Origin of the sequence: Ihubacter massiliensis, assembly GCF_024125305.1 — a bacterium.
GTDB lineage: Bacteria > Bacillota > Clostridia > Peptostreptococcales > Anaerovoracaceae > Hominibacterium > Hominibacterium faecale.
The window spans coordinates 40,067-57,821 of sequence record NZ_JAMXVH010000001.1; the positions used below are offsets into that span (position 1 = coordinate 40,067).

At 46.9% G+C, this 17,755-nt stretch carries 16 protein-coding genes and 1 pseudogene; 13 read left to right on the forward strand and 4 right to left on the reverse strand.

The window, feature by feature from the left end; genetic code table 11:
* Positions 1 to 7: 7 nt before the first annotated feature.
* Genes cmk through NIA71_RS00230 form a run of 3 tightly spaced genes read left to right on the forward strand, consistent with a single transcriptional unit; the run spans position 8 to position 3,570 of the window.
* Positions 8 to 661 (forward strand): (d)CMP kinase, encoded by a 654-nt coding sequence (gene cmk, locus NIA71_RS00220; protein WP_148396763.1) that lies wholly within the window; start codon positions 8 to 10, stop codon positions 659 to 661.
* The gene (locus NIA71_RS00225) at positions 661 to 1,902 is read left to right on the forward strand and encodes a DUF1015 domain-containing protein (protein WP_148396762.1); all 1,242 of its coding nucleotides are present in this window, start codon (positions 661 to 663) and stop codon (positions 1,900 to 1,902) included. The genes cmk and NIA71_RS00225 overlap by 1 nt, the downstream gene beginning before the upstream one ends.
* Before the next feature lie 60 nt (positions 1,903 to 1,962).
* Positions 1,963 to 3,570: a peptidoglycan D,D-transpeptidase FtsI family protein gene (locus NIA71_RS00230; RefSeq protein ID WP_227754629.1), complete on the forward strand. Its 1,608-nt coding sequence runs from the start codon at positions 1,963 to 1,965 to the stop codon at positions 3,568 to 3,570.
* A 154-nt stretch (positions 3,571 to 3,724) separates the two neighbouring features.
* Here NIA71_RS00230 and sigK read toward each other — a convergent pair whose 3' ends face one another.
* Both sigK and NIA71_RS20020 read right to left on the reverse strand, forming a co-directional pair.
* Positions 3,725 to 4,369 carry an RNA polymerase sporulation sigma factor SigK gene (gene sigK / locus NIA71_RS00235; protein ID WP_148396760.1) on the reverse strand — a complete coding sequence of 215 codons (645 nt, stop codon included), beginning with the start codon at positions 4,367 to 4,369 and terminating at the stop codon, positions 3,725 to 3,727.
* Between the two features lie 80 nt (positions 4,370 to 4,449).
* On the reverse strand, positions 4,450 to 4,737 hold the full coding sequence (locus tag NIA71_RS20020) for a DUF1540 domain-containing protein (protein ID WP_332108598.1): 288 nt from the start codon (positions 4,735 to 4,737) through the stop codon (positions 4,450 to 4,452).
* On the opposite strand from NIA71_RS20020, the gene radC reads away from it, so the two are divergent.
* The 5 genes from radC to minD all read left to right on the forward strand — a co-directional run bounded on the left by radC (position 4,736) and on the right by minD (position 10,008).
* A complete protein-coding gene (gene radC, locus NIA71_RS00245) occupies positions 4,736 to 5,413 on the forward strand; it encodes a RadC family protein (protein WP_253019343.1) in 678 nt (225 codons plus the stop codon). The genes NIA71_RS20020 and radC overlap by 2 nt on opposite strands.
* A gap of 62 nt (positions 5,414 to 5,475) precedes the next feature.
* Complete coding sequence (gene mreC, locus NIA71_RS00250) at positions 5,476 to 6,246, forward strand: rod shape-determining protein MreC (RefSeq protein WP_253019344.1); 771 nt, start codon at positions 5,476 to 5,478, stop codon at positions 6,244 to 6,246.
* A complete protein-coding gene (locus NIA71_RS00255) occupies positions 6,243 to 6,731 on the forward strand; it encodes a hypothetical protein (RefSeq protein ID WP_148396756.1) in 489 nt (162 codons plus the stop codon). The genes mreC and NIA71_RS00255 overlap by 4 nt, the downstream gene beginning before the upstream one ends.
* Positions 6,728 to 9,259: a penicillin-binding transpeptidase domain-containing protein gene (locus NIA71_RS00260; RefSeq protein ID WP_148396755.1), complete on the forward strand. Its 2,532-nt coding sequence runs from the start codon at positions 6,728 to 6,730 to the stop codon at positions 9,257 to 9,259. Before NIA71_RS00255 ends, NIA71_RS00260 begins: the two co-directional genes overlap by 4 nt.
* Before the next feature lie 17 nt (positions 9,260 to 9,276).
* Positions 9,277 to 10,008, forward strand: coding sequence for a septum site-determining protein MinD (gene minD / locus NIA71_RS00265; protein WP_148396754.1), 732 nt, complete (start codon positions 9,277 to 9,279; stop codon positions 10,006 to 10,008).
* Positions 10,009 to 10,017: 9 nt separating this feature from the next.
* On the opposite strand, the gene NIA71_RS00270 is transcribed toward minD, so the two are convergent.
* Entirely contained in the window at positions 10,018 to 11,124 is a 1,107-nt protein-coding gene (locus NIA71_RS00270) for an FtsW/RodA/SpoVE family cell cycle protein (protein ID WP_148396753.1), read from the reverse strand.
* Between the two features lie 161 nt (positions 11,125 to 11,285).
* Between NIA71_RS00270 and rny the strand changes: the two genes are divergently transcribed.
* The 4 genes and pseudogenes from rny to NIA71_RS00290 form a co-directional block, all read left to right on the forward strand.
* Complete coding sequence (rny, locus tag NIA71_RS00275) at positions 11,286 to 12,830, forward strand: ribonuclease Y (protein ID WP_148396752.1); 1,545 nt, start codon at positions 11,286 to 11,288, stop codon at positions 12,828 to 12,830.
* A 340-nt stretch (positions 12,831 to 13,170) separates the two neighbouring features.
* Complete coding sequence (locus tag NIA71_RS00280) at positions 13,171 to 13,707, forward strand: flavodoxin family protein (RefSeq protein ID WP_148396751.1); 537 nt, start codon at positions 13,171 to 13,173, stop codon at positions 13,705 to 13,707.
* Positions 13,708 to 14,027: 320 nt separating this feature from the next.
* Positions 14,028 to 14,186 (forward strand): hypothetical protein, encoded by a 159-nt coding sequence (locus NIA71_RS00285; RefSeq protein ID WP_227754628.1) that lies wholly within the window; start codon positions 14,028 to 14,030, stop codon positions 14,184 to 14,186.
* Between the two features lie 184 nt (positions 14,187 to 14,370).
* Positions 14,371 to 14,538 (forward strand): annotated as a pseudogene (locus tag NIA71_RS00290) (D-alanine--(R)-lactate ligase); the annotation flags it as partial.
* Positions 14,539 to 14,562: 24 nt separating this feature from the next.
* Here NIA71_RS00290 and NIA71_RS00295 read toward each other — a convergent pair.
* Entirely contained in the window at positions 14,563 to 16,308 is a 1,746-nt protein-coding gene (locus NIA71_RS00295) for a helix-turn-helix transcriptional regulator (protein WP_253019345.1), read from the reverse strand.
* A 220-nt stretch (positions 16,309 to 16,528) separates the two neighbouring features.
* Here NIA71_RS00295 and NIA71_RS00300 point away from each other — a divergent pair, with 220 nt between their 5' ends.
* A complete protein-coding gene (locus NIA71_RS00300) occupies positions 16,529 to 17,752 on the forward strand; it encodes a saccharopine dehydrogenase family protein (RefSeq protein WP_253019346.1) in 1,224 nt (407 codons plus the stop codon).
* Positions 17,753 to 17,755: the final 3 nt, after the last annotated feature.

The following is a 17,755-nucleotide window of genomic DNA, read 5'->3' on the forward strand; positions in this document are numbered from 1 at the left end:
GCGAAACATGGAGAACATTATCAGAGTAGCCATCGACGGCCCCAGCGGCGCCGGCAAAAGCACCATTGCCAAAGCGGTGGCCAAAAAACTGGGAATCGATTACATCGATACAGGCGCCATGTACCGGGCTGTGGGATATAAGACCCTGGTCTGCGGGGTTGACCCTCAGGATCGTCAGGCGCTGAAAAATATGCTGGAGAAAACCAGTATCGATTTTTCCAAAGGAAACATCATATTGGACGGTGAGATCATTAACGATCAAATCCGCACTCCCCAGATCGCAAAGAAAGCGTCCGAGTGTTCGGCCCTGGCCGATGTTCGTCAAAAGCTGGTCCAGCTCCAGCGGCAGATGGGCCAGGAAAAAAGTGTCATTATGGACGGGCGGGACATTGGCAGCAATGTGCTGACCGATGCGGAATACAAATTTTTTATGACCGCCTCTGCTGAGGAACGGGCAAAACGCAGATACGATGAGCTGACGGAAAAGGGTCAGGATATCACTTACGATCAGGTCCTGGAGGATATCCAAAAGCGGGATCACAGCGATATGACCAGAGAGCTGAATCCCCTCCGCAAAGCCGACGATGCTTTGGAAGTGGATACCACGGGCATGAGTATCGAAGATGTGACAAACTATATATTAAAGGAGATTGAGAGATAATGGCAACAGTCAGACCGTTTAAAGCCATAAGGCCGGCGCAGAAATATGCGGATAAAGTCGCTTCCCTGCCTTATGATGTCATGAACCGTCAGGAAGCAAGTAAAATGGCGGCGGAAAACCCCTACAGTTTTCTTCATATATGCAGGTCGGAGATCGATCTGCCCCATCAGAAGGATCCCTATGATAAGAGCGTATACGAGAAAGCAAGAGAAAACATCGCCAACTTTTTAGACAAGGGAATTTTTACCCAGGATGAAGAACCTGCACTGTACATCTACCGCCAGGTCATGGACGGAAGAGTGCAGACCGGTATTGTAGGCACCGTATCCGTTGATGAATACCAGAACAACACCATTAAAAAACATGAATTCACCCGCGTGGAAAAGGAACTGGATCGGATCCGTCATTTTGACGTATGCGATGCCAACACAGAACCGGTATTTTTGACTTACCGCGATGACAAGCGGATACGGGTTTTGATTGAAGGCTGGGCTTCCGGCCGCAAGCCGACCTATGATTTTACCGGAGCAGGCGGCATCCGGCATACCTTGTGGGTGGTGGATGACCCGCAGACCATCGAGAGCCTCACTTCCCTGTTTGGAGAGATTCCTTCTTTATACATTGCCGACGGTCATCACAGAAGCGCGTCCGCATGCAAAGTGGGGTTAAAGCGCAGAGAGGAAACTCCTGATTATACCGGTGAAGAAGAGTTCAACTTCTTTATGGCTGTCATTTTCCCGGACGCGGATCTCCATATCTTTGACTATAACCGGGTCGTAAAGGACCTGAACGGCAATACCGTGGAGAGCCTTATGGAAAAAATCAAAGCCGCCGGCTTTAAGATCGATAAGAAGGGCGAAGATGTTTACCGTCCGGAAGCAAAGCACTGCTTCGGCATGTTCCTGGAAGGCAATTGGTATCGGTTAACTGCAAAAGAGGAGATTATTCCCGATCATGTAATCGACTCATTGGACGTTGCCATTCTTCAAAACAAGATTCTGGGGCCGATTCTGGGCATCGAAGATCCTAGAACCGATAAACGTATTGATTTTGTAGGCGGAATTCGAGGACTGGAAGAATTGGAAAAACGGTGCCGCGAGGATATGAAGATTGCGTTTGCCGTCCATCCTGTAGAAATTGAGGACCTGCTTACTGTATCGGACAACGATCTTGTTATGCCGCCGAAATCAACTTGGTTTGAACCGAAATTGGGCAGCGGACTCTTCCTCCATCAGCTGTAAGGAAACCAGGTATAAACACTTCTTTAAAAGGTAAAGATACTTTTAAAGGAGTGTTTTTTTATGAGGAAGAGAATTGCATTTGTGACAGCGGCTTTGGGCATTTTGACTTTGGCTTTGATCGGCCGCCTCGCCTATATCCAATTTTGGGGGCATCAAGATTTGAGCCAGGCTGCCAGCGCGCAGCAGATGATCGCTTTGGAAGGCGCCAATACCAGGGGATTGATCTACGACCGCAATCACACTCCTCTTGTGGGAAATAACCAGGAATACATTTTTATAATCCGAGAAAAAAATTTTGACGGTGAGTCAAAACGGGCGTTGAATCTGATGGGGGCCCGGGAACTGAAAAACACAGGCAGCGGATATAAAGTGTTCGCATCCAAATCATACGACAAGGAGCTGGGTCAGCAGCTGATCCGCAATTCGTCCGCCTATATTCTTGAAGCGGGACGGCGCTATGGACAGCAGCAGAAGGCGGTCCATATTCTGGGCTACGTCAATCCCCAGGATGCCAGCGGCGCCACAGGCATCGAATTGATGTGCGAAAGCCAGCTTTCTCTACTCAACAAACGGATTTTCACCACAGCGGATGTAAAAGGAAATATTCTTCAGGGCAAAGGCCTGGTAGTTCGGACAGCGATGGATGAGGACTCTTATGTCAAAGAGGGCGTTGTGACCACCCTTGATGCGGGATTGCAGGGCGCGGTAGAAGATATTCTGCGAGGCTCTGGCAAAAACGGAGCTATCGTGGTGCTCAAACGTGAAACAGGTGAAATCGTTGCTTCTGCCAGTACCCCTGTCTTTGATCCCAACCGGGTTAGCGAGTATATGAGCAGCGATAAAAACGAGCTGGTCAATAAAGTGACTCAGGGGACTTATCCTCCGGGGTCGGTTTTTAAGATTGTTCTGGCAGCTGCGGCCGCAGAGCAGGGCATCAGCCCGGACAAAACCTTTGTCTGTAAGGGCTATGAAATGATCAACGGCCAAAAAGTGATCTGCAAAACTGGAGGGGAAGAGGGTCATGGAACCATTACCCTGCGGGATGCGCTGGCACAGTCATGCAATTCCACCTTCATTCAGCTGGGGCAGGAGCTGGGGGCGGAAACCATTCTGCAAACTGCGAAAAAAATGGGCTTGGGAGAGATGGCCATAAAAGACTACCCGGGGCAAAAAGAGGGAAAATTGATGACCCTGCAGCAGTCACAGGGAGCAGCTATAGCGAACCTTTCCATCGGTCAGGGGGAAACACTGGCAACGCCCTTACAAATCGCCCGAATGACCAATATAATCGCCAACGGGGGAATCGACCCTGGGGTCCATATTTTGCTGGAGGACGGGGAAACGCAAGAAAAACAGGCTATCAGTTCCAATGCAGCTGAAGAAGTGAGAAGCATGATGGAAAAGACCATGAGCGATGGGACTGGAAAAAGCTTGACCGCAGATGTTTCCATGGCGGGAAAGACCGGTTCTGCTGAAGCGAGCCTGGGCGGCAAAGAGACCGTCCATGGCTGGATGACTGGATTTGCGCCTGCGCAGAATCCCGAATACACGATAACCGTATTTGTGGAAAACGGTCAGTCTGGGAGCCAGTCGGCCGGTCCACTGTTCGCCCAGGTGGTTCAGTATTTGAGCGATTCCAAGAGCTTTGAACGGCCGCTTGATTTTTAATGGAGTGTACCGGCGGCAGCCATAACTTATACACTATTTTGCATAAAAATAGGATGATTTCATTATGATAAACCAAAATCGTATCTGTACTGTCAAAACACTGAAAAAGGAAAAACCACGCTAGCTGCGTGGTTTTTCCTTTTAGGAACTGGATCTAATCCGCCAGCCCTATGTCATATTTCAATTCATCTCGCAGTTTGAGCAGCGCTTTTTTTTCTATTCGTGAAACATAAGAACGACTGATACCCAATAAAGCGGCAACTTCCCGTTGCGTTCTGGGTTTGTGCCCAAAGATTCCGTAACGATTTAGGACCACCGTTTTTTCCCGCGGTGTCAGCACCGTATTGATGGCCTGCAATAATTTTCCTACTTGAATCTTCAAACTGATATCATCCAGGATTGCATCCGGATCCGTGCCCAGTATATCATTAAAGCTTATTTCATTACCATCTTTATCGGTTCCTATGGGAACGGATAGAGAAACTTCGGCTTTGTTTTTCTTTGACGAGCGGATGCTCATCAGTATTTCGTTTTCAATGCACTTGGCCGCATAAGTGGCCAGACGAGTTGCTTTTTTGCTGCTATATGTATTCACTGCTTTTATAAGGCCAATGGTTCCAATGGAAATCAAATCATCCGCCGGAAAACCAGTACCAGTATATTTTTTCGCAATGTGGGCTACCAGCCTCAGATTGCGTTCGATCAATACATCCTTTGCATCTTCATCTCCTGATTCATAAAGAGATATATAATGTTCCTCCTCTGCAAGTGTTAACGGTTTCGGAAAGGAAACGCTCATTTATGTAACCCCCTCTATAGATTTTAACTATATGCAAAATCCAGAGGGGAAGTGCCTGGCCCAGGCAAAAGTGCATGGTCCTATTTACACTGGAAAGACAGACAATCTGTGCACTGATCAACAGTCGGGCACGCTTCGTGTGTTCCTACTGTGATACAGTCTAAAGAGCAGAAATTCTTCTCTCCTGCGTGGTGTGTGCACTGTTCAACCGTACATTTGATACTTTCGTTAATATGACAGCTCATGTTTGTTACCTCCTTTTTCATTCTCGATGTTATTATGACCGATATTGGAGAAAATATAATGTAGAAATGGTTGTTTAAGTTTTGAATATATGGTAAAATATGTAAAATGGAGGTGCAAAACATGAATATAAAACGGCTGCCGCCAGAAGAGCGGCCGAGAGAAAAATTATTGTTTTACGGAAAAGAAATGCTTTCCAGCGCCGAACTGTTGGCCATTCTGCTGCGAACCGGTACAAAGTCTCAATCAGCGCTAGAAATCGCGCATGAAATTTTAACCTTAGATGAAAGAGGACTTTTGTTTCTGGAAAACTGCAGTCCCGAGGAATTGTCCAAGCTGAAAGGTTTGGGAAAAGCAAAGGCTTGTCAGATATTAGCGGCGATTGAACTAGGTAAACGGGTGGCGACCCATCCGCGAAAAGTTAAAAATGAAATTGCAAATCCTGATGATATCGTGCAACTTTTTATGGAAAAGATGAGATACTATAAGAAGGAGCATTTTAAAGTTTTATTGATCAATGCAAAAGGACAGATTATGGAACATACAGAGATTTCCATCGGTGATTTGTGTTCCACCCTCATTCACCCCAGAGAAGTATTCTGTCACGCAGTGAAACGCAGCGCTGCTTCAGTGGTGTTTATACATAACCATCCCAGCGGAGACCCGCAGCCTAGCAGACAGGATTTGGAAACCACATCCAGACTCGTGAAAGCTGCCGATATATTGGGAATTAAAGTATTGGATCACATCATCATTGGCGATGGTACATACATAAGTCTAAAAAGCAAAGGGCTGATGTAAATTGAAAAAAAGGCTGGTAGCATATGTGGTTTGGCGAGCACAAAAAAATAATAGCAGGAATTTTGGCAGCAATCGTTTCGTTCGCTCTGATTGCAGCTTTGTTTCGAACAGGAGATGGTCAAACAGGGATAAAAGAGCGCTTACAGAACGCGGCTGGTTATGTTGCAGAACCGGCAGCAAAAGCGGTGGATGGGATAAAAAGGGGATTCAGCGGCATTTTTCGTTTCAAGGCGATTACTGCTGAAAACCAACAGCTTATTGAAGAAAGGGACCTGCTGAAGCAGGAAAATGCCCGGCTGGCTTTGGATAGGGAAGAAAAACAAGAGCTGGAGGAGCTTTCACGAATCTTTCATTACGATGCTGCAAAAAAAGGAGAGATCCAGGCCGCGGATGTGATTGCTGTTAATTATTCCAATTGGGAAGGAGTTTTTACGATCAATAAAGGTAGCGAAGACGGGCTGCAGACAGGATGCACGGTGATCAGCGGCGACGGGTTAGTAGGAAAAATCGCCGAGGTTGCTAAAAAAACTGCCAAGGTTGAGACAATCCTGGCTAATAATAATAAGGTCAGTTTTCGTGCAGCTGGAGAAGACGGCCAAACTGGTGTTCTTCAAAGCGATGGAACGGGATTAAACGGTTATCTTTTGCAAGAGGGAGAATTGGTAAAAAAGGGTGATACACTGATGACTTCAGGTATTGGTACCTATTCGAAAGGGTTAAAAATTGGGAAAGTAACAGAAGTGGAAAAGAAAACCGGTACACAGCGAGTTTTAATCAAAGCAGACCCCGTAGTATCATTTTTCAAATTGAGAAAGGTGGCGGTCATATTATGAAGCCGCTGCAAACGGTGGTCCTGCTGCTGGCCGCTTTTTTTCTCCAGCCTACGGCCGCGGGCCTGATCCCTCTGGGAGGCGCCAGTCCCAACCTGCTCCTTTGTATTACCCTGATTCTGGTCATCAAGGCCAGGGAGCCTGCTCCTATCATCGGTCTTTGCGTATTGACATCCATTCTTCAGGAGCTGTGTTTCTCGCTTTATGCCGGTCCGGCGCCAGCGGCGATTTTTATAATTGGAATCACAGCAGTCTTTGCAGGCAAGTTCCTCGCCCTGGAACATCCAATTTTTTTAGCAGGACTTACAGCCGCGGACACTCTGGTGTACAGCGGGATTCTTTGGGTTGGACAGGTCCTGCTTGGAGCTCCATATGGGTTCCTACAAGTCTTGCGGCTGCAGCCGGCTTATGCGGCTCATAATCTGGTGCTGATGGCATTACTTTATCTTCTTTTTCTAAAAAACGCAGAAGGCAGGTATTCAATATGATAAAATGGTTTCGATCCCGATATATTCAGCTGGTGAGCTTGGTACTGGTATTGATGGGTATCTTGCTGGTCCGTCTGTTCCTCTTAACCGTAGTTGAAAAAGACGATTGGTCCCAGGCTGCGGAAGACCTGAGTACAAAGACCATTTATGAAACAGCGCCCAGGGGGGAGATTCTCGACCGCAACGGCAAGGTTTTGGCGGGTAACACCTATACGATATCTGTGCGATTGAGCAAAGGTAATATGACAGATGAAAAGCTCAACCAATCAATTTTGGATTTAACCAACTTGCTGGAAAAGAACGGCGATGAAATGATCGATAATTTTCCCATCAAAATAACTGAATCCGGTGACTTTTCTTTTAAAAAAGGCGCTGATAAGAAAGAGCTGCTGAATCGATTGGGACTATCAGAGGGAGTAAATGCAAAGGAAGCCTTTTCAAAAGCAAGAAATTATTTTAAAATAGATAGTAACCTCTCTGCAAAAGAAGCAAGGAAGATTTTGCTAGTGCGCAATGAAATGGCGGCGCTTGGCTATAAAAAGTATATGCCGGTGACCGTTGCACGAAATCTCTGCGACCGCTCGGTAGCCCTATTGGAAGAAAACAGCGACGCCTACCCTGGAGTGGAAGTCTTTTCGGAAGTCTCCCGCAGCTATCCGGGAGGAACAACAGCCTCCCACATTCTTGGGTATCTGGGAAAGATTTCGGACAGCGAAAAGGAACAATATGTGACAAAGCTGGGGTACCAGAGCTGGGATCTGATCGGAAAAGACGGGATTGAAAAAGCGTATGAAGAGGTACTGAAGGGCACAGCCGGCGAAAAAAAGGTTCAGGTTGATGCCGGTGGAAATTTGGTCAAAACCATCAGCCAAACAGAGGCTAAGAAGGGAAACGACGTAACTTTGACCATTGACCTGGAATTACAAAAAACTGCTGAAAAATCGTTGAAGCAGGCCCTTGACGCTATGCAGCGGGGCGGTACCTTTACCAGTGAGTACGGCAATTATACTATGAAGCGGGCTTCCAACGCGCAAGTAGGTGCGGTTGTAGCCCTGGATGTGAAAACCGGCGATGTTCTGGCTATGGCCAGCTGCCCGGATTTTGATCCCAATCTCTTCGCAGGCGGAATTTCCACCAAAGATTGGAAATCCCTGCAAAGCAAAAACCCCAGGGATCCGCTTGCTCCGGCTCCATTGTACAATGTGGCTACAATGAGTGCTGTTCAGCCAGGCTCCACATTTAAAATGGTTACTGCCACAGCGGCACTTCAATGCGGATTGAATCCGAAGCAGCGCCTTTATGACAATGGTTATATTCAGCTTGGGAATAATTCTTTTGGATGCGTGGTCTGGAACTTAAACCGAAAAAAGCATGGATATCTGAATCTACAAGAGGCTCTGGAAGTTTCCTGCAACTATTATTTCTTTGATGCTGCAACGGGGAAAAACTTTTACACTGGAAACAGCTTAGGTTATAAGAAAAAAATATCCATAGATACAATTTTAGACTATGCGGCTCAGTATGGTTTGGGACAGCCCACCGGTATCGAAATCCCTGAGACCGTTACAAAGACGCCTTCAAAAGAATCAAAGATCAGCGGTCTGCGCAATTCACTGAAAAACGTTCTTCTTGCCGAAGCGGAATCCTGGTTTGATAAATCTACCGCAGCTGACCGCTCCCGGCTCAATCAGACAATAAGCACGATTACAAGCTGGATCGGCCAGGACTTGACAAAATCTCAGCTTGAAGATAAGCTGCGGCAGCTTGCAGGCGTTCAAAAGAAAAAAGTATCGGCTCTAGCGGATTTATGCAAATACACTTATATCAATCAAGCCACTTGGAATACCGGCGATGCGCTCAATATTGCCATCGGTCAGGGCATCAATTCCTATACGCCTCTGCAAATGGCCGGTTATGTAGCTGCCCTGGGAAATAAAGGGGTACGAAATCAAATAAGTTTGGTTGAAAAGATTGAGGGACGTGGTACAATAGAAAAGGATGCGCCGCAAAAGGTGCAGGTCGATGATGATTCCTACTTTGACGAAATCATCGGCGGCATGGTGCGCGTAGCCAATGGAAGCGGAGGAAGTCTGACCCGGCTCTTTAAGGGATTCCCTGTGACTGTTGCAGGGAAAACAGGAACCGCGCAGAGATCAGGTAAGATCAACCCCGTTGACGAGGAAGAATATATTAAGAACCATCTTGGCGCAATCGCGCCGTCGCTCAGCTGGGCAGATATCCAAAAGGAGAAAAAGCGTCTTATGGAGACCTACCCGGACATTTATTCTTCGCGGCATACAGCAGTGCGTCGGGCAGTTATGAATTTGAGCGGCGGAAAGGTGACAGCAGCCAAGATCGATCGATACAAGGCCAACTATGACAATTTTGCCTGGGTAGTGACCATGGCGCCGGCAGACAATCCAAAGATTGCCGTTGCAGTTATGATTGCACAAGGCGGTACGGCGGCCAACGCCGGTCCTGTTGCCAGGGAAGTCATGGGTAAGTATTTTCAGCAAAAAGAACAATAAAAGTTAGTGAGGAAGAAATGGGCGAAGTAATTTTAGTTGCATCAGGTAAAGGAGGCACCGGAAAAACTGCGGTGACAGCCAATCTGGGAGCACTTTTGGCTAAGCATGGCTATAAAGTGGCTCTGCTTGACATGGATATGGGTATGCGGAACCTGGATCTATATCTGGGGCTTGAAAACCGAGTCGTTTATAATATTATGGATGTACTTTCCGGGATCTGTAGAATCAAAAGGGCGCTGATCCGAGACAGACGTTTTGAAAATCTGTATCTGATGTCAGCCTGCCCAAGAAAAGACAATCGCGATATTACGCCCCTTCATATGGAGATCATGTGCCGCAAACTAAAGAAAGACTTCGACTACGTGTTTATTGATTGCCCTGCTGGAATTGGCAGCGGCTTGGATATTTCCATGGCCGGAGCCGACCGGGCGCTGCTGGTTACCGAAGCCGACATCGCTGCGGTGAGAGATGCCGACGTTTTGAATCGCTATCTGCAAAAAGCAGGTATCAAAGATACCTGCTACATTGTTAATAAAGTAAGAGTCGATCTGATGGCAGAGCATTTAGTTCCAGATTTGAAAGAAATTTCCGAAATTCTTAACAGCCGTTTGATTGGTTTGATTCAGTTTGACGATAATATCTATATCTCTACTAATCGGGGAATTCCTATCGTTTCAAAGGAAGGAACCTACATAGAGGAGAATTTCCGCAATATTCTCCGTAGGCTGACGGATATCAGCGCTGTCTGAGCGATACGGTCACAGCCCCGTACTGCGGCCCCGGATTCCCACGCTGATGATGAGTCCTAGAGCCGCCATGCCCGAAAGTACAGAAGAACCGCCGTAACTGATGAAGGGAAGGGTTACTCCGGTAACGGGCATGATGCCCATGGTCATGGCGATGTTTTCAAAGACCTGAAAGAGAAACATGCCTAAGAAGCCGATGGCTAAGAGGGCGCCGTAAAGATCAGCCGCGCTGTAGACCACTTTTGCCGTTCGGTAGAGGAGGACGGCAAAGAGCAGGATTACCAGCGCGCCGCCCAGCATCCCCAATTCTTCCACGATCACGGAAAAGATAAAGTCTGATTTTTGAACCGGAAGGAAATCCAGTTCTTTTTGCGTGCCTGCGAAAAGTCCTTTGCCAAAAACTCCACCGGATCCGATGGCGACCTTGGAATTCCAGACATGGTAGTTCCCCGGCAGTTCCAGATTGCCCGGATGCAGGAAAGCGTCAATCCGCCGTTTCTGGTAAGGAGCCATCAACCCGTAAGCGATGGGCAGCGACAATAAAAAAAGCAATGCAAAACGGGCAAAAATTTTGTGATCGATGCCGGCAAAAAAAATCATGAAGACCCAGATAAAGCAGTATACGATAGCGCTGCCCAAATCTTCTTTGACAACGATGAAAATAAAGGGCGCCGCATAGAGAGCAGCTAAAGTAACTCCGCGCAGATGGCTTAGCTGGGCCTTATTTCTGGAAAAATAGTTGGCCATCAGAATGGTGAAGGAAATCTTCACGATTTCCGAGGGCTGAAAGGTGGTGAAGCCCAGATTGATCCAGGAGCGGGCGCCGTTGGAGACGATGCCCAGGCCGGGGACGTAGACGGTCAGCAGGAACAGCAGGGAGCCGATGTACAGCGCTTTGCTGAAATCCTGGAATTTGCGGTAATCGCACAAGATCATCGCCGCAGCGGCAATAAAGCCAAGGCCGTAGGCAATGCTTTGGATCACAATGTCCCGCAGGATCACCTGCCCGTTTTTATAGGAGATGCTGGTGATCATGGTAATGCTTAGGATTGCAAAGCATATGGCAGTGACAATAAAGACCTTGTCTGCATTTTTCCATAATTTCCAATAATTGTCCATCCATTCCCTTTCATAACCTTGACTAGTTGCCCACAAAACATTATAATGTTAATGTGTGATTTTATTTAAAAATTATTACGTAATGCATGATTTTTATTATATTTTACAAGCAAACTTCTATGATACGAATATGAAAATACTAATGAAAAGGAGGTGTTTAAATGGCAAATATCGTTATACCTATTGTCGTGGGAATTATTACCCTGTTGCTGGGGATTTTAATTGGATATATTATCAGAAAGACAGTTGGAGAGAAGGCTATCGGCAGCGCGGAACAAAAGGCTAAGAATCTGATCCTTGATGCTGAAAACAGATCGGAGACGATTCGCAAAGAATATATTCTTGAGGCTAAGGAAGAAGCGCATAAATTAAGAAGCGACGCTGACCGGGAGATTCGGGAACGCCGTTCCGAAATTTCAAAGTCAGAACGCAGATTGATTCAGAAGGAAGAATCGATTGACAGAAAACTTGAAAATATAGAGAAAAAAGAAGAAAGCATTACAAATAAAGAGCAGTCGATCATATCGAAGCAAAAAGAATTAGATCACGTATTAGAAAGGCAGATGGAGGAGCTGGAAAAAATATCGGGCTACTCGGTCGAAGAAGCAAAGGCCATACTGCTGGAAAACACGGAAAAGGAAATTCGTTATGAAGCATCCGTAATGATCAAGGACATCGAGGCAAAAGCCAAGGAAGAGGCGGACAAGAAAGCAAAAGAAATCATTACAGGTGCGATACAGAGATGTGCCGCCGACCATGTGGCGGAAAGCACGGTTTCCGTTGTTCCGCTTCCGAATGATGAAATGAAGGGCCGCATTATCGGCAGAGAGGGAAGGAACATCAGAGCAATCGAAACTCTGACGGGAATCGACCTGATCATCGATGATACGCCGGAGGCAGTTATTTTATCGGGCTTTGATCCGGTAAGAAGAGAAGTCGCACGTCTGTCTCTTGAAAAGCTCATTGTTGATGGAAGAATTCACCCCGCAAGGATTGAAGAAATGGTCAAGAAATCAGAGCGGGAAGTCAACGCTATTATTAAAGAAGAAGGTGAACAGGCCACGTTTGAGGTAGGGATACATAACCTGCATCCGGAGCTGGTAAAGCTGCTGGGAAGGCTCAAGTATCGTACGTCATACGGACAGAATGTGCTCAAGCATTCCATCGAGGTTGCTCACCTGGCTGGTCTGATGGCCGGAGAACTGGGATTGGATATTACACTGGCGAAGAGAGCCGGGCTGCTCCATGATATTGGTAAAGCCATTGACCATGAAAAAGAAGGTACCCACGTTGACCTGGGAATTGAGGTTCTCAAAAAGTACAAGGAGTCGGAAGCTGTTATTAATGGAATGGCGGCGCATCACGGCGACTACGAACCCAAGTCCATGGAAGCGGTGCTGATCGCAGCGGCAGATGCCCTCTCGGCGGCCAGACCTGGTGCGAGACGTGAAACTCTGGAGACCTATATTAAACGGCTGGAAAAGCTGGAAGATATCGCAAATACGACTCCAGGCGTAGACAAGTCCTTTGCCATTCAGGCCGGAAGAGAGATTCGGATCATTGCCAAGCCGGATGAGGTTACCGATGAATCGATCGTATTCCTGGCAAGAGATATTTCCAAGAAGATTGAATCCGAACTGGAATACCCGGGACAGATTAAAGTAAATGTAGTTCGTGAGACACGAGCGATTGATTATGCGAAATAAAGGAGAATGTTCTGCTCCGGCTATTCGTCCTCAGAACCCCGCGTTTGCGGGGTTCCTGCGGAGATAGCCTGCGCAGAAGCATTCTCCTTTTAAGTGGGCGGCCTGGGTTGTTGGGAGGGGCCGCTGCGGTATGCTCTGGCGGCTGGTCCTCGGGGCCGCCGCCGGGACAACTCAGGATCAAAGAAAATGCGTAGATTCCATCAGAAATGGGCCAGATCACGGATCCTGGAACCAGGAACAGTTTCGAAACAGCTGCCGGGGCACTGTTTTTTTCGCCGCATTTGTATTATAATGAATCAATAATAGTTGATAAAAGTTTAATTGTTGAGGGAGGTAGCTAATGAAAGCGTTATTGTTAAATGGAAGTCCAAGACAAGGAAATACTTGCGCAGCACTGGAGGCTTTGACGAAGGGGCTGGAGCATATCCAGGGGATGGAAATTGAGGAAGTGAAAGCTGCGGAAGTATCTGTGGGACCGTGCATTGCCTGTGAATGCTGTGGAAGCAGTAGCCACTGCACATTCGATGATGATACCAATCAGATTGTAGATGCGGTAGCGGCGGCGGATATCATCGTTTTTGCTACACCGGTTTACTGGTGGGGCGTAACGGCACAGCTGAAAACAATTATCGACAAATTTTACTGCCAGTCTCAAACGCTGCACGATTTAAAGAAAAAAATCGGTGTAATCGTGATCGGAGAAGCTGAGCAGGGCGACGCCCAGTATGAGATCATTCCCAAGCAGTTTGACTGTATCTGCAATTATCTGGGTTGGGAAATCGCTTTTTCCAAGACCTATACGGCAGCAGCGCCCGATGATTTATCAAAATCCGCGGATGCGATGAACGAATTGGAATCGCTCTGGAAACTGTTTTAACAAAGAAATTTGAAAAAGGGGCATGTCACATCATCAAATGAGTGATGAATGTAATATGCTCCTTTTTTGTACACATTCTGCTAAGTTTGTTGGAAAGAGAATGATCCGTAAAACTCCATATTCTAGGCGTCTTGACTCAGATCGGGAAAATTTTATTAAAATGCTACGTTTTTTAACAAAGCCCAGGGTTTGTGAACCTGATCTTGAAAAACTTCATACATACAATCTTAATACTTTCATCACAATCCCATAAGAGATCCATAAGCTTGCCTTAAAACAAAGCAAGCTGCCCTCTGTTACAATTTACTTGCAGAAAAAAAGTGTGTGAGAAAGAAGGAACAACCCATGGGGAGGAAACGGTTGACGGAAGTTTTTCCGTGGACACTGCCAATACGAAAAAAACAGAAAACCCTTTGCTATCAAAGCCTGAAAGTGTGCTGCCTGCCAAACAGGCAGAAGAAGGAGAGAAGACAAAATGAATAACAAAAAGAAAATTGCAGTATTGTTCGGAGGTCGCTCATCGAAACATGAAATTTCTATGCAATCCGCTTTCAGCGTGATTAGCAGCATGAACCGATACTGATCGGCATTACCAGAGAAGGAAAATGGGCGCAAAAGGAGGGATACCCTCTATTCGTAAAACCGGCGGCAGAAGGATCTTCCGCCAGAGTTGACCTCTTTCTCACGCCGGACGGAGAAATTATTTTTAATGAAGTCAACACCATTCCCGGATTTACAAATCACAGCCGGTATCCCAATATGCTGAAACATATCGGGCTTTCTTATGAAGATATCATTGAACGCCTGATCGAGACGGAGGTGGGAGCATGAAAACGGTTATGACCGGCCTTGTGCTTACCCTTCTTTAAAACTAAGCAAAACAAACGTATTGGGCGGAATGTCCAGGTCCAGCCTGGGATCAAGCTGGCATTTCAACTGAAAAAACTGGGTTTCCCCTGAAGCAGCGCGCCAAATGTGCTCCTTCAGGGGTTTTGTTATTTCCTGTGGGCTGCCTAGAGCCTCCAGCATTGCTGCGGGGCTGTGTTCCTTGCCAAAGCGCTGCTCGATCACTTGAACATCCCCTTGGAAATTATGAAAATGCAGGTGGGTGCTGAGGGCAAAGGCAGCATCTGTCTGATAGAGCAATATGAAAAGATAGGGAGCATGGGACACCAAAAGATATTGCTCCCGCCTTTCACAGATGCTCCCGCGAAGCCCTGCGAATAACGAATAGATGGTATAATAGGGGCTGGGAAGGCCATCATTGGTAAAAAGGGCGCAGGACTCACCGAAGAGCCGGATGGAAGGGTCGGGATCCTCCAGAATCGATGCAAACGCTTCTGAGATAGTGGCAGCGGGAGTATTGCGCAGATCCGGCGGTGTCTGCCAGATCTCCGGCTGGATTTGCGCAGGTAAAAGATCGGATAACAGTGCTTCTCCGCACGGAACCGCCTGCAGCGCACCGGCAGATATCCCCAATGCCTGCGGGGCCAGCGGCCGGAGCTTTTCCCAGCAGTAACCGAGGCGCGCCAAATCGCCGACAGAATCGACAAAGATGCGCAGTGAAAAATTACTCTGGAAGTCTCCGCAGGAAGAAGCCCCTGTCCGCACCGGGAGAAACATGTGGTGGGATGCGTGGTTTTGCACCTTGCTCCGCTGCTTTGACTGAAAGGCGTTCAGATAAGGCTTTAAGAGAGCAAGGGCCTCCGTTTGGCTGTAATCCTTGTGCAAGGCTCTTTCGCACAGCTGGAGCTGTTTGCGGTATTGGGACGGGGTCAAATGATGCCAGGTTTTAAAACACTTATTAAAGTATGAAGGGGAAGAAAAACCGCAGAATTCGCTGATCTGCGTCAGAGTCAGCTTGTTTTCGGCGAGAAATTTTTCTGCGTATTCCACCCGTACATAATTGAGGAAATTCTGAAAGCTCAGGCCGGATGTTTCCTTGATCAGATGGGAAACGTAGTAGGGGCTCAGATGCTCCAATTCGGCCAAGTCATCCAAGGTAATCTTTTGGTCGTAGTTGAGATAGATATATTTAATGATTCGGTACAGCCGGTCCAGATCGATGGAGTTCACCTCGTTATGGCTGGTTTTAAACTGATTATCCTCAATGAAAAAACCCTGGAACTGATTGACCATCAAGAAGATGAACTGGTGAATTTTTTCCATGAGCAGCTGGCTGTTATCCTCCCTGGAGGCGGTCAGCGTCATGATTTCCGCCAGATGGTGCCGGAGAAAAGCTACTTTGTTCTGCAGCTGCTGGTGGCGGGAGGTCGATTCTCTGGCGCATTCTTCACAGGCAAAGATCATAAAGTCAATGTTGGGATAAAGATCATTGAAAAACTCCAGATCCACGTACATAGTCAGCATGAGAACATCCTCTGACGATTGGTCGATCCGGTGAAGATCCTCCGTATCGACGATAATCACATCGCCGGCTGACAGCTGATACCTCTGGTGATGGATCCGGTAACTGGCCGTGCCCCTGAGAATGAGAGCCATCTCCATTTCTCTGTGATAGTGGGGCGGCTCCTTTGCCACATTGGAAAAACCAATGGCAAAGGGCAGATTTTTTTCATAATTGATTTGCTCCGGTAACATAGGAAGGACCTTCCTTTCCTGGTAAGCTTAACATAAATATTCAAAATCTTCAAAGCAAAAACAACAGATCTTGCGAAAAAAAACCTCAAAACTTGCAAGCGTAATAATTATAATTTTCTGAAAATTATGTGCTTTTATGGCAAGGAACGTATATTTGTTATTTCTTTAACGGCTAGAATAAAAGATAGAGAAGGAAAGAAAGACAAATGAGGTGAATATTATGAAAAAGATTTTAATTTTAGGTGTCGGAGCACAAGGATCAACTGTGGCACAGCGCATGGATGAAGAACCCAATGTAAGTGAAATCATCTGTGCCGACTACGATGAGAAAGCGGTAAGTGAACTGGTGGGTATCCTGAAAAAAGGAAAAGGTATGAAAGTGGATGCTTCTGACATCGAGAGCATCAAAGCTGCCGCCGAGGGCGTAGACCTGATCGTGAACGGACTGCCGCTCCAGTTTGGTAAAAACGTGCTGGAAGCAGCTCTGGCTGTTAAGACAAATTATCAGGATTTTGCAGCTACCGAATCCATCCATAAGGACTGGGTGGAAGGAATTAAGATCATGTACGACGAATATGGAAAACGCTTTAAAGAAATCGGAAAGACGGCAGTCATCGCCACAGGATCGGCCCCTGGCCTAATCTGTGCTGCTGCCAGACGTACCATGCAATACCTGGATACCTGTGATACCATTTATAATATTGTCTATGAAGGAGTTGAGGCAAAGCGGTTTTTACCATTCTGGTGGTCCCCGGTGACGGCCTTAAGCGATATGGGCGGTATCCCCAATGCTTTTGAAAACGGCGAGATGATACAAACAGAGCCTTTCGGACGGCCGATTTATCGAACATATGACTATGTGGGCAAAGAAATCCGTTTTGTGGAGCACGACCACGATGAACCGGTACATATGGGACTGAACGCAAAAGAATTTTTTAAAGGGGCAAAGAATATTTACTTTAAGTACGCCGGCTCAGGCGTGACCTTCGCAGAGCCGATCTACCGGGCAGGGCTGTTATCCAAAGTGCCGGAGGAAATCGATGGGCAGCAGGTAATCCCGTTCAATGTGGTTTTGAAGCACATTCCGCCTGCACCGAAGTACAGAGACGAGATAAAAGAGATCATTGAAGAGGGCCTTGTAACGGACTCCGGGGCAATGGTGGTGGAAGCTATCGGTGAAAAGGATGGAAAAAAAATCAAAGTGGAAACCCATGTCTTTGCTCCCGGATTAATTGAATCCTTTAAGCGGGCCGGCATCACGTCAGAGATGTATCTGACCGGACAGGGAGGCGCTCTTTTCACAAAGATGTTTGTGGAGGACAAATTTACACAGACTGGACTCATATCATCCGACATGCTGACCTTTGATCAGGTGGATTATTATATTAAGTGTGCGGAAAAATTGGATATTACCCTCGATACAAAGGTTACGGAGCTGAAATAGCTC